The 12,713-nt window shown below is 42.7% G+C and carries 13 protein-coding genes; 7 read left to right on the top strand and 6 right to left on the bottom strand.

Features of this window, described 5'->3' with window-relative positions; genetic code table 11:
• Window positions 1–24 precede the first annotated feature (24 nt).
• Window positions 25–1,695 (top strand): glutamine--tRNA ligase, encoded by a 1,671-nt coding sequence (gene glnS / locus HC752_RS19475; RefSeq protein ID WP_190336867.1) that lies wholly within the window; start codon window positions 25–27, stop codon window positions 1,693–1,695.
• Window positions 1,696–1,843: 148 nt separating this feature from the next.
• On the opposite strand, the gene fcrX is transcribed toward glnS, so the two are convergent.
• The 4 genes from fcrX to HC752_RS19455 form a co-directional block, all read right to left on the bottom strand.
• Complete coding sequence (fcrX, locus tag HC752_RS19470) at window positions 1,844–2,293, bottom strand: ferric iron uptake transcriptional regulator FcrX (RefSeq protein WP_190336866.1); 450 nt, start codon at window positions 2,291–2,293, stop codon at window positions 1,844–1,846.
• Between the two features lie 367 nt (window positions 2,294–2,660).
• On the bottom strand, window positions 2,661–3,194 hold the full coding sequence (gene fldA, locus HC752_RS19465; RefSeq protein WP_190336865.1) for a flavodoxin FldA: 534 nt from the start codon (window positions 3,192–3,194) through the stop codon (window positions 2,661–2,663).
• Window positions 3,195–3,255: 61 nt separating this feature from the next.
• Window positions 3,256–3,477 carry a DUF2788 domain-containing protein gene (locus tag HC752_RS19460; RefSeq protein WP_101113511.1) on the bottom strand — a complete coding sequence of 74 codons (222 nt, stop codon included), beginning with the start codon at window positions 3,475–3,477 and terminating at the stop codon, window positions 3,256–3,258.
• A gap of 149 nt (window positions 3,478–3,626) precedes the next feature.
• A complete protein-coding gene (locus HC752_RS19455; RefSeq protein WP_190336864.1) occupies window positions 3,627–4,394 on the bottom strand; it encodes an alpha/beta fold hydrolase in 768 nt (255 codons plus the stop codon).
• A 92-nt stretch (window positions 4,395–4,486) separates the two neighbouring features.
• On the opposite strand from HC752_RS19455, the gene seqA reads away from it, so the two are divergent.
• Together seqA and pgm are read left to right on the top strand one after the other, a co-directional pair.
• Complete coding sequence (seqA, locus tag HC752_RS19450) at window positions 4,487–5,020, top strand: replication initiation negative regulator SeqA (protein WP_190336863.1); 534 nt, start codon at window positions 4,487–4,489, stop codon at window positions 5,018–5,020.
• Window positions 5,021–5,110: 90 nt separating this feature from the next.
• Window positions 5,111–6,757 (top strand): phosphoglucomutase (alpha-D-glucose-1,6-bisphosphate-dependent), encoded by a 1,647-nt coding sequence (gene pgm / locus HC752_RS19445; protein WP_190336862.1) that lies wholly within the window; start codon window positions 5,111–5,113, stop codon window positions 6,755–6,757.
• Between the two features lie 67 nt (window positions 6,758–6,824).
• Here pgm and HC752_RS19440 read toward each other — a convergent pair whose 3' ends face one another.
• A complete protein-coding gene (locus HC752_RS19440; protein WP_446751451.1) occupies window positions 6,825–7,613 on the bottom strand; it encodes a DUF1853 family protein in 789 nt (262 codons plus the stop codon).
• A 57-nt stretch (window positions 7,614–7,670) separates the two neighbouring features.
• On the opposite strand from HC752_RS19440, the gene HC752_RS19435 reads away from it, so the two are divergent.
• Window positions 7,671–8,429 carry a Nif3-like dinuclear metal center hexameric protein gene (locus tag HC752_RS19435; RefSeq protein WP_190336860.1) on the top strand — a complete coding sequence of 253 codons (759 nt, stop codon included), beginning with the start codon at window positions 7,671–7,673 and terminating at the stop codon, window positions 8,427–8,429.
• Between the two features lie 98 nt (window positions 8,430–8,527).
• Here the strand turns inward: HC752_RS19435 and HC752_RS19430 are convergent, their stop codons facing one another.
• Entirely contained in the window at window positions 8,528–9,817 is a 1,290-nt protein-coding gene (locus tag HC752_RS19430) for a citrate synthase (protein ID WP_190336859.1), read from the bottom strand.
• Window positions 9,818–10,212: 395 nt separating this feature from the next.
• Between HC752_RS19430 and sdhC the strand changes: the two genes are divergently transcribed.
• From sdhC to sdhA, 3 genes are read left to right on the top strand one after another with little or no spacing between them, the layout of a single operon-like run.
• The gene (gene sdhC, locus HC752_RS19425) at window positions 10,213–10,605 is read left to right on the top strand and encodes a succinate dehydrogenase cytochrome b556 subunit (RefSeq protein WP_190336858.1); all 393 of its coding nucleotides are present in this window, start codon (window positions 10,213–10,215) and stop codon (window positions 10,603–10,605) included.
• Window positions 10,599–10,943 carry a succinate dehydrogenase, hydrophobic membrane anchor protein gene (gene sdhD, locus HC752_RS19420; protein ID WP_190336857.1) on the top strand — a complete coding sequence of 115 codons (345 nt, stop codon included), beginning with the start codon at window positions 10,599–10,601 and terminating at the stop codon, window positions 10,941–10,943. Before sdhC ends, sdhD begins: the two co-directional genes overlap by 7 nt.
• A complete protein-coding gene (gene sdhA / locus HC752_RS19415; RefSeq protein ID WP_190336856.1) occupies window positions 10,944–12,710 on the top strand; it encodes a succinate dehydrogenase flavoprotein subunit in 1,767 nt (588 codons plus the stop codon).
• The last annotated feature ends 3 nt before the right edge of the window (window positions 12,711–12,713 follow it).

The following is a 12,713-nucleotide window of genomic DNA, read 5'->3' as shown; positions in this document are numbered from 1 at the left end:
ACTTTAATACATAGAGGTGTTTAGATGAGTGAAGCTGAGGCTCGTCCATCGAACTTTATCCGTCAAATCATTGATAAAGATTTAGCGGAAAGCAAACATAGCAGCGTGCGCACTCGATTCCCGCCGGAGCCTAATGGGTACTTGCACATCGGTCATGCTAAATCTATTTGCCTTAATTTTGGTATTGCTCAGGACTATCAAGGACAGTGTAATCTACGCTTTGATGACACAAACCCTGAAAAAGAAGATATCGAATACGTCGAGTCGATTAAGAATGATGTTAACTGGTTAGGTTTTGAATGGAGTGGGGAGGTTTGTTATTCCTCAAACTACTTTGATGAACTATACGGTTATGCAGTTGAATTAATTAACAAAGGCTTAGCGTATGTTGATGAGCTAAGTCCTGAGCAAATCCGTGAATACCGTGGCACACTTAAGGAGCCAGGTAGACCAAGCCCATATCGTGACCGAAGTGTTGAAGAAAACTTAGTACTTTTTGAAAAAATGCGTGACGGTGGGTTTGAAGAAGGCAAAGCGTGTCTACGCGCTAAAATTGACATGTCTTCATCTTTTATTGTTTTACGTGATCCAGTTCTTTACCGTGTGCGCTTTGCGACACACCATCAAACGGGTGATAAATGGTGCATTTACCCAATGTACGATTTCACGCATTGCATTTCTGATGCAATAGAAGGTATTACACATTCCCTTTGTTCATTAGAGTTTCAAGATAACCGTCGCCTATACGACTGGGTATTGGACAACATTACAATCGACTGCCAGCCACGTCAGTACGAATTCAGCCGCTTGAATTTGGAATACACAGTCATGTCTAAGCGCAAGCTTAGCCGCTTGGTTTCAGAAAACTTGGTAAATGGTTGGGATGATCCTCGTATGCCAACGGTGTCGGGCTTACGTCGTCGTGGATTCACACCAGCATCAATCCGAGAGTTTTGTAAACGAATTGGTGTAACGAAGCAAGAAAACATGATCGAGTTCAGCTCGTTGGAATCCTGCATTCGCGATGATCTTAATGAAAGTGCACCTCGAGCGATGGCGGTTTTGGAGCCAGTTAAAGTTGTTATTGAGAACTTTGCAGAAGGACAAGTCACTAACCTATTGATAGCTAACCACCCTAACAAGCCTGAGATGGGGGAGCGTGAAGTACCGTTTACTCGCGAACTGTTTATCGAAAAAGATGACTTTCGTGAGGAAGCGAACAAGAAATACAAGCGTTTGATCTTAGGTAAAGAGGTTCGCTTACGTGGCGCTTATGTTATTAAAGCTGAGCGTATTGAAAAAGATGCTGAAGGTAATATAACCACGATTTTCTGCTCGTATGATGATGAAACTCTTGGTAAAAACCCTTCCGATGGTCGAAAGGTGAAAGGTGTAATACATTGGGTTTCTGCGGCTAAAGGGCTTCCAGCGGAAATTCGTCTGTATGACCGTTTATTCTCCGTTCCCAACCCTGGAGCTGTTGATGACTTTGCTTCAACGATTAACCCTGAATCATTGACAGTGCTTAAAGGGGTTGTTGAACCAAGCATGGCAAAAGCGAATCCGGAGCAAGGGTATCAGTTTGAGAGAACAGGGTATTTCTGTTTAGACTCGAAAGATTCATCTAATGATCATCTTGTTTTTAACAGGACGGTAGGGCTAAGAGATACTTGGGCGAAAATTGAATCCAATTAAGTAGTGACTTAATTTATATCAAAAAAAAAGAGCGCGTGAGCCCTCTTTTTTTTGACTGGAATCAAAGTATATTGTTTGAAACCTATATTAAACGATTACAAAAAAAGCCGAAGAATCATACCTTCGGCTTCCCTATCATCTATACAGACTATTTTTTAGGCTTATGAGCACTTGGGTTGTCTTTACACGAACCATCGCTACATTTACCATATAGGTACAGACTGTGATTTGTTAATTCAACATTGTATCTTGCTGCAATTTGTTTCTGACGATCCTCAATGATGTCATCAGAAAATTCAATGACTTCGCCACAATCCAAACACACCAAATGATCATGATGATGTTGGGTTGATAATTCAAATACAGATTTACCACCTTCGAAATGGTGACGAGTAACAATGCCAGCATCATCAAATTGGTTTAAGACTCTGTAAACAGTAGCAAGTCCAATTTCTTCACCTAAATCGATCAATTTTTTATATAGGTCTTCAGCGCTAATGTGTTGACAATCTGGCTGTTGAAGCACTTCTAAGATCTTTAAACGCGGAAGCGTTACTTTTAGTCCTGCTTCTTTGAGGGCTTGGTTATTGTCTGGCATATTTTTTCCTGTAGAGGTTCTGCAGCAAAATACAGAAGTCGTAGTTAATTCCATTATAGGCTAGTAAAACGTAACAATAAACCACGAAGTTCAAAGGGTTAATAATGGAAGCTTGTAAATATGCCTCAAATCACGGATATCAAGGTCAGACCAGCTTCGGTTTGATACCACTTTATGCATAAGGATCTGAGTGAGATTTACACACAAAAACGCGTTAAGTTGGCTTTCAATATTTTGCCTCTCTTTTTGAGAGAGGAGAGGAAAGTATTCGTATAGGATAAGAAGATAAGGCTTCGATAGATGTAATAGAAAATGCAGACGTAATAGAAAAATGCCTCCAGATCAGGAGGCACTCAAAATAAACGAATTAATCGTCCAATTCGGCTAGGCACATTTCTTCAAAGATTTGTTCAACCCAGTTTTTTACTCTTTCTTCGGTCAATTCTGGTTGGCGATCTTCATCAATACAAAGACCAACGAATTGAGATTCATCACCGTCGACGAGTGCTTTAGACGCTTCAAACTCATATCCGTCTGTTGACGTGTAGCCTAAAACCGTTCCGCCTTTTGCTTCCACGATATCACGGATCGTGCCCATCGCATCGCAGAAATACTCTGCGTAGTCTTCCTGATCGCCACAACCAAATATAGCCACTAGCTTTGTAGAAAAATCAACTTGTTCCAGTTCTGGGAAAAAGTCATCCCAATCACATTGGGCTTCGCCATAATACCAAGTTGGAATACCCAGTAGCAAAAGGTCAAAATTATCAATATCTTCTTTGCTACTTTTAGCGATATCTTGAACATGAACCAGTTTTTTACTTAGTTGCTTTTGAATCATCTTAGCAACGGCTTCAGTGTTACCTGTATCGCTACCAAAGAAGAGTCCTACACTTGCCATAAAATCAGTACCCATATAGTGACAGTTTTGTTTGGTGAATTCTTAAAGTTGTATTTGTTGGTTAACCTAAACCCGTCCCCTCCCAGCTTAGCTGAATAAGACCTTTTGCGATAAACCCTGCACAACCTAAAAATAGGACAAGCCAAACTATACGACGCCCAAATGGCGGGACATTCCCCTGTTTCAATACGTCCTTTATTGCCATTCCTATAAAAAAGAAAATTGCTGCAAATAAAAGGTCCAACCCAATGGACTCTAGCATATTGATATAGTCGTAGAGCATGACGTTCCTTGTAGTCAAATTTCTGAGCGCACTATACCACTCTTACGCCTCAAAGTTAATGAGAAGGATTCTTCAATAGCTGTAAATTATGGGTATTTATCTTTGCAACGAGGGCTGAATCAAACATTGAGAGTTCGCAAAAGTGATTTCTATGTTGAGATAAAGCGACGCAATACTCGTAGAACATCATTTGGTTTCTCTGCGTGCAACCAATGACCGGCATTAGAGATAACGTGGGCTTTTGCAAGCGGAAACTGCCGGCGGATCTGTTCTTGATGCTCTTCTGTTAAATAGTCGGAATGTCCTCCTTTAACAAAGAGTGTTGGTATTTCTACTGGTGGTAATTCATGCCACGTAAGTATGTTGTTATAATTGTTATACAGTGACCTCACATTAAACCGCCAGCTTAGATGCGAGCCATCTTTGTAAAGCGATTTCCCCAGAAACTGCCTAACACCCTCTATTTCAACGTGTTGAGAAAGAACTTTCATGGCATCTGAGCGAGAGGTGGGTTTTTGTTGTTCTATTGCATGTAAACCCGCGAACACATTGTCATGTCTGCTTTGGGTATAAGCGACAGGTGCCATGTCCAACACAACAAGATGCCTCACCTGCTTACCATGGATGGAAGCGAGTTTCATTGCTACTTTGCCGCCCATCGAATGCCCGACTAACGTGACATGATCTAACCCCAAATGATGGATTAGGGCTTGGACATCTCTTGCCATTTCTTCGTACGTATGACTATCGCTATGAAAGGATAAGCCATGATTTCTTAGATCGACGGTGAGCACTTGATGATCTTGGATCAAATCACGAGCAAGTAGACCAAGGTTATCGAGGTTGCCGAACAATCCATGCAGAAGAACAATCGTTGAGCCTTCGCCCTGCAACTTATAATTCAAAAGTGATGACATTTTCTCTTTATCTTGTTGGGTTTGCCGTAGAGTATCACGGAAGAACTGGTTATAATCTCCCAGAGTTTAAACATAGAGATTGTGAAAAGCGAATGAAAACAATAGAGGTTGATGAGGATTTATACCGTTACATAGCCAGTCAGACCCAACATATTGGGGAGAGTGCATCTGACATTCTTCGACGTTTGTTGATGACTGATAAAGCAAAAGCAGTAGAGACTCCGGCTCCAGCAGTGAATGGAATTGTAGTCAGTAAGGATGCAGGAAAGGACTTGGCAGTAGACGGTGTCAAAGTACTTCGCTCTTTATTAATTTCTGATGAATTTGCAGGTAAAGGCAAAGCAATTGATCGGTTTATGCTGATATTATCGACCCTTCACGGCATTCACAACGATCACTTTGCGGAAGCAACTCAAGTTAAAGGTCGTACTCGAGTCTATTTCGCTAACAATGAAGACACGTTACTTGCTAGCGGGAAAACAACCAAACCACGCCAAATTCCTAATACGCCTTTCTGGGTCATCACCAATAATAATACAAACCGGAAACGCCAGATGGTAGACCAATTGATGACTCGTATGGGCTTTCAAGGTGACTTAATTGAAAAGGTGTGTAACGCAATTTAAAAGCGCATAACTTAAGCCTCATGATGACATCATTAAATGTTATTGTGAGGTTTTGTTTATGTGGGTAAGAAAAATAAAAGGAAAATAAAAATGGCTATCCATCCTCGAGCAGGGCAAAAAGCACTGCAAGAAGATTTACATAATATCCCTTCGTTAGTTGCTAATTACTTTCTACTTCAACCTGAGCCATCCAATTCTGAACATCGTGTTCAATTTGGTACGTCAGGTCATCGCGGCACCTCAGACAAATCCACCTTTAATGAACATCATATCCTTGCCATTGCTCAAGCAGTTGCAGACGTTCGTAAAGAGCAGGGGACGACAGGTCCTCTCTTTTTAGGTAAAGACACGCACGCGTTATCTGAACCGGCTTTTACCAGTGTTATTGAAGTTCTCATTGCAAATGATGTAGAGGTAGTTGTTCAAGAAAACAACGGATTTACACCTACGCCGGGTATTTCACATGCAATCTTGACGCATAACCTCAAGCATTCTGAAAAAGCAGATGGCATTGTCATTACGCCTTCGCATAACCCACCACAAGACGGTGGTATCAAATATAACCCTACTCACGGTGGTCCTGCTGAAGCTGAACTGACTCAGGCAATCGAAGATCGAGCGAATGTATTTATTGCTGAAGGTTTGCAGGGCGTTAAACGTATCCATTCGGTTCAAGCTAAAGCATCTGAATTATTCAAAGAAGTGGATTTGGTTAAGCCATATATTGATGACTTGGTTAATGTTATCGACATGCAAGCCATTCAAAATGCAAATATTAAGATCGGAGTGGATCCTCTCGGGGGATCTGGGATTGATTATTGGCGTCAAATCGCTAAAGAGTACGCATTAGATCTTACCCTAGTGAGTGAGTCCATCGATCCTTCTTTCCAGTTCATGTCACTTGATAAAGATGGCGTGATTCGAATGGATTGTTCATCGCCGTATGCGATGTCTAGCTTATTAGCGCTAAAAAATGATTATGACCTCGCGTTTGGTAATGACCCTGACTACGATCGGCATGGAATTGTGACGCCTAAAGGGCTCATGAATCCAAACCATTTCCTTGCTGTGTGTATTGATTACTTATACCGTCACCGTGAGGGGTGGGGTAAGGATGTTGCAGTAGGGAAAACATTGGTTTCCAGTGCATTGATTGATCGTGTTGTTGCCGACTTAGGTCGCACACTATGCGAAGTGCCTGTTGGGTTCAAATGGTTTGTTGATGGTTTGTATTCTGGTGAGTTTGGCTTTGGTGGTGAAGAAAGTGCGGGGGCATCTTTCCTTCGTAAGGATGGCACACCTTGGTCCACAGACAAAGATGGCATTATTCTTTGCTTGCTTGCCGCTGAGATTACAGCGGTAACGGGGAAGAACCCTCAGGAGTATTATGAAGAACTGGCTGCGAAACATGGTGAATCCCAATACAATAGGATTCAAGCCGTTGCCAATACTGAGCAAAAAAATATTCTGAAGAAACTGTCACCTGAAATGGTATCGGCCAAAACATTGGCTGGTGATGAAATTACGGCGCGTTTGACTCATGCACCTGGTAACGGTGCGGCAATTGGTGGTTTAAAAGTGACCACAGAAAATGGTTGGTTTGCTGCTCGTCCATCAGGCACCGAAGATATTTACAAGATTTACTGTGAGAGCTTCAAAGGTGAAGAGCACCTAAAAGCCATTGAAGAAGAGGCTCAGGAAATCGTAAACCAAGTGTTTAAAAGCGCAGGTTTATAATTCACTGAAGTATGTTTTGAAAAGGTGGTGAAAGCCACCTTGTTTGATGCAATAAGCAAAAAATAAATCAGTTGTTAGGCCATTGGTTGTGAACAATAAACCAGTACTGTCCTTTCTCCGATTGGCAATGCACAAACTTATTGATCTCCCCTGTAAACAACAACGATTCATCACGCCTGCCCGTCGCCCAATCTTTTTTTTCCAAGACATAAAGTTTGTCAGTAATAAGGTGTTTTTGATGGTCATAGCACCAATAACCTTTAATACGTGATGGATTGATCGGATGGTCGAGACAATTTTGCGGAATGTCTTCATCATGAAATGGGTTTATATAAAGTCTACCTTGCATAAGCAAGTGCTCACTACTATCTTTCCATTTTGGACATTGGAGCTGGAATGCCTGAGAAGACGACATTTTCAGTTGGTGGCTCAGCATTCTATCGAGTTTTAAATCAAGCCTGTCTTTCGCGTTGGGACCATACCAAAACGTGTTATGAAGCAAATAAAATTTGATAGCGACTTCCCAATGTTCAATGGTTTGGCTTTCTCTATTTTCAAGGATAAAGTCGATGGAACCCAGTGTGCGCCCATCTTGCTGCAGTTGAATTTCTTCTCCTAACAGCTTGTATTTGCTGCTTGTTTGGAACAAACAGCGACAAGCATATTGATAGACAAAGCCAAGGCGTTGATTCCCAGTATAAACGTTCATACGGGAAGGTATATCTTGCGAGAATGGAGAATTTTCACATACAGGTGGACTTAGATTGAACAGAGTTGGGGTAGAGGCTACCCAATGAAGGAGTTTGTTGAGTTCGGGTTTAGATAGCATTGATTTTTCTCCATTTCGTTTCGACATTCTAACCTTAAATTGCTATAAACGCGCTAAAAGCAGATAAATCAGCGGATGAATAAAATGAACAATTTTCAGCTCGAATCGATTCTCAACGAGAAGCTGTCACCTCACTTGCTCAAAGACTACAGCCCGAATGGTATGCAGGTGGAAGGGACACCTGAAGTAAAGCGCATCGTGACTGGTGTGACGGCTTCTCAAGCGTTGATTGAAAAGGCGATCGCATTAAAAGCCGATGCTTTACTCGTTCATCATGGATACTTTTGGAAAGGGGAGCCCGAGCCTATCAAAGGCATGAAAGGCAAACGCATCCGAAGCTTAATTAAGTCCGACATTAACTTATATGGTTATCATCTACCGTTGGATATTCATCCAGAGCTTGGGAACAACGCTCGCCTTGCTGAACTCTTGGATATAGACGTTCAAGGTGGCTTAGAAGGACATGCTCAATCGGTGGCTATGTTCGGGAAATTGCGTACCCCTATGTCTGGTAAAGCGTTTTCCCAAAAAATAGAGCACGCCCTAAATCGTGCGCCTCTCCATATCTCGCCAGATGATGAAGATAAAATAATAGAAACTATTGGATGGTGTACTGGGGGAGGACAAGATTTTATCGAATTGGCCGTCGCACACAGCTTAGATGCCTTTGTTTCTGGGGAAGTATCGGAAAGAACCACCTATACAGCCCGTGAACAAAATATTCATTACTTTGCCGCTGGGCATCATGCGACCGAGAGATATGGTGTCAAAGCGCTAGGGGAGTGGTTAGCTTCTGAACATGGGTTGGATGTTACGTTTATCGATATCGATAATCCCGTTTAAAGTAACTTGGCGTTAGGTTTATACAATCAAAAAGGTCGAAGTGAGTACTTCGACCTTTTGTTTTTATTCAATCATTATAAAAATCAATGAATTGAATACTATTCTCTTTCATGAAGAGGTTGGAAATCACGCGATTTCTTACCTGTGTACAACTGACGAGGACGACCGATACGGTTGTTAGGATCGCTGTGCATTTCATTCCAATGTGCAATCCAGCCAATTGTACGCGACATCGCGAAGATAACCGTGAACATAGAGATTGGAATGCCAATGGCTTTCAGGATGATACCTGAGTAGAAATCGACATTAGGGTACAGTTTCTTCTCAACAAAGTACTCATCAGACAAGGCGATACGCTCTAGTTCCATTGCTACGTCGAGCAGAGGATCTTGAATGTTTAACTCCTCAAGCACTTCGTGGCATGCTTCGCGCATAACGGTTGCACGTGGATCGTAGTTTTTGTAAACACGGTGACCAAAGCCCATTAGGCGGAACGGGTCATCTTTGTCTTTCGCACGATCAATGTATTCAGGGATATTGTCGACACTGCCGATTTCTTCCAGCATACGCAAACAGGCTTCATTAGCACCACCGTGAGCAGGTCCCCAAAGAGAAGCGATACCTGCAGCGATACATGCAAATGGGTTTGCCCCCGAGGAACCAGACAAACGAACCGTAGAGGTTGACGCGTTTTGCTCATGATCCGCGTGTAGTGTAAAGATCTTGTCCATTGCGCGAGCAACAACAGGGTTAACACTGTACTCTTCACATGGGTTCGCAAACATCATATGCAAGAAGTTTTCTGCATAGCTCAGTTCGTTACGCGGGTAGATAAACGGTTGACCGATTGAATACTTGTAACACATTGCTGCCAGTGTTGGCATTTTTGAAAGCAATCGGTATGCCGCGATTTCGCGGTGCTTATCATTGTTGATGTCTAGAGAGTCGTGGTAGAAAGCAGCCAGTGCGCCAACTACACCACACATTACGGCCATTGGGTGAGCGTCTCTACGGAATCCGTGGAAGAAACTTGCGATCTGCTCATGAACCATGGTGTGACGCGTTACGGTCTCTTTGAATTGTTCATATTGTTTACGATTTGGGGCTTCGCCATACAGAAGGATGTAACACACTTCCAAGTAATCTGCGTTATTGGCAAGTTGGTCGATAGGGAAACCTCTGTGAAGGAGGATACCTTTCGCACCGTCAATATAAGTGATTTGGGATTCACAAGATGCAGTGGCAAGAAAACCGGGGTCAAAAGTAAAGTAACCATTGGCTCCTAGTTTACGAACATCGATTACTTCAGGTCCAATAGTACCTTCCATAATCGGCAGCTCGATTGGCGCTTTACCTTCAATATGAAGGGTCGCTTTCTTATCTGCCATAACATTCTCCTTTGTTTATTATTAATCCATCCAGGATATTTTGTGTGCCGTTTTTTTACTGAGTATCTAAAGTAAAGTCAATTTTTCTCCTCTTTTGTGTGCACTCGTTTTGATTTTTCATATGAAAAAAGTTAAAAATCTGTTCTGTGTAGCATTATTTGTTACGTCAATTGTATTAATATGTTACCGCCCGTATAGTGGCGCAGAAAATTTTTGTGGAAACCTTATAAATTCAAGGCTAGACAGAAAATCTAACCTATAATAACAGATATAAACATAACAAGTTATTTACATTTATCTCGCTCAATATGAGCTGAATGAGTTAGTTAAATGTTAATTTTTATCGGTTTCCTACTAAAATTTGGTTTATAACTATAAATGCTCTAAGGAGCTGAGTGAGCAAGCCCGTGAAAGAAAGAAAGTCTAGACCTGTTAATTTAGATTTACAGACAGTCCACTTTCCAATTTCTGCAATCGCATCCATCCTGCATCGAATTTCAGGTGTTATTACGTTTGTAGCAATTGGAATTTTACTCTGGTTACTATCCATTTCCCTCTCTTCTCCCCTAGGATTCGCTAAAGCAGCTGATATCGTTGACGGCTTTTTCGTGTCGTTCATCCTTTGGGGTATTCTTACTGCACTCGCATATCATATAGTAGGTGGTATTCGTCACTTATTCATGGATATGGGGTATTTTGAAGAGTTAGATACGGGTACGTTGAGCGCAAAAGTCTCTTTTGTCGTAACAGCAGTATTATCGCTACTTGCGGGGGTAATGGTATGGTAAAGCATGTATCATCGCTAGGGCGCAATGGCGTTCATGATTTTCTATTGATCCGCGCAAGTGCGATCATATTAACCCTATACACAATCTATCTTGTTGGCTTCTGTGCCTTCAACGAAATTACTTACATGTCTTGGACCGCGTTTTTTGGCGGTACGTTTACTAAAGTCTTTACTATGCTTGCATTAGTTTGTGTGCTTGTTCATGCATGGATTGGCTTGTGGCAGGTTTTAACGGATTACATCAAGCACGTCTTATTGCGTGGTGTCATTCAAGTCGCCATTATTGCCGTTTTGATCGCCTATTTCTTCTCTGGCCTGTTTGTATTGTGGGGTGTGTAAGTGACTATTCCAGTTCGTGAATTTGATACCGTTGTAATCGGTGCTGGCGGTGCAGGCATGCGTGCTGCTCTGCAAATTTCGGAGCAAGGCCTAACATGTGCTTTGCTTTCCAAAGTATTTCCTACTCGTTCACATACCGTTTCCGCTCAGGGCGGTATTACAGTAGCTCTTGGTAACTCTCATAAAGATGATTGGCAATGGCACATGTACGATACGGTAAAAGGTTCCGATTATATCGGAGACCAGAATGCTATCGAGTACATGTGTAAAACAGGTCCAGAATCGGTTATTGAACTAGAGAAAATGGGGTTACCTTTCTCCCGTTTTGAAAACGGAAGCATTTATCAACGTCCATTTGGCGGTCAATCCAAAGAGTTTGGCGGCGAGCAAGCGGCTCGTACTGCCGCCGCGGCTGACCGAACAGGTCATGCGCTACTTCATACGTTGTATCAACAAAACATCAAACACAAAACCACCATTTTCTCTGAATGGTATGCTCTTGATTTGGTGAAAAACCAAGATGGTGTCATTCTAGGTTGTACTGCGATTTGCATGGAAACCGGTGAAATGTGCTACTTCAAGTCAAAAGCAACCGTACTGGCGACGGGAGGAGCAGGGCGTATTTATGCATCGACAACCAATGCGCACATCAACACAGGTGATGGTGTTGGTATGGCACTTCGTGCTGGTGTGCCAATGCAAGACATGGAGATGTGGCAGTTCCACCCAACGGGCATCGCTGGAGCGGGCGTACTGGTTACCGAAGGTTGCCGTGGTGAAGGTGGTTACCTACTTAATAAAGATGGTGAGCGCTTTATGGAGCGTTATGCACCTAATGCGAAAGACCTTGCTGGCCGTGATGTTGTTGCGCGTTCAATGATGATTGAGATCCGTGAAGGTCGTGGTTGTGATGGTCCTTGGGGACCTCATATCAAACTTAAAATGGACCACCTCGGTAAGGAAGTCCTTGAATCTCGTCTTCCTGGTATTTGCGAACTTTCCCGAACGTTTGCGCATGTCGATCCTGTCCATGAACCCATTCCAGTTATCCCAACTTGTCACTATATGATGGGGGGGATACCAACACAGGTGTCGGGTCAAGCAATTAAACAAAACGCTGACGGAAGTGAGCAGGAAATCCAAGGCTTATTTGCGTGTGGTGAAATTGCATCTGTATCTGTACACGGTGCCAACCGCCTAGGTGGTAATTCACTGCTAGACTTAGTTGTGTTCGGTCGTGCGACGGGGCTGCATCTGGGCGAAACATTGGCGGCACAAGTTGAAGCGCGCCCAGCAACGGAATCCGACATTGAAGAATCTTTATCTCGCACCATGCGTTGGGAAAACAGCACAAGTGGCGAAAACCCAGCTCAAATCCGTAAAGATCTTCAAAGCTGCATGCAGAACAGCTTTTCGGTATTCCGAGAAGGTGAGGCAATGGCTACCGGGTTAGAAGAGTTAAAAGTGATTCGTGAGCGTTTGAAAGACGCACACTTGGCTGACAAGTCAACCGAGTTTAATACAGAACGAATTGAGTGTTTGGAGCTGGATAACTTGATGGAAACTGCGTTCTCAACAGCTGTAGCAGCGAACTATCGTACTGAAAGCCGTGGTGCACATGCTCGCTTCGATTTTCCTGATCGTGATGATGAAAATTGGCTATGCCACTCCATCTACAATCCGGAAACGGAAGCAATGACTAAGCGTGATGTGAACATGAATCCAGTTCATCGTGACGCATTTCCGCCAAAAGCACGTACATACTAAAGG

Origin of the sequence: Vibrio sp. S9_S30, assembly GCF_014694455.1 — a bacterium.
Taxonomy (GTDB): domain Bacteria; phylum Pseudomonadota; class Gammaproteobacteria; order Enterobacterales; family Vibrionaceae; genus Vibrio.
Note: the sequence above shows the minus strand (reverse complement) of the source record. Positions and strands in the feature narration are given on the sequence as shown.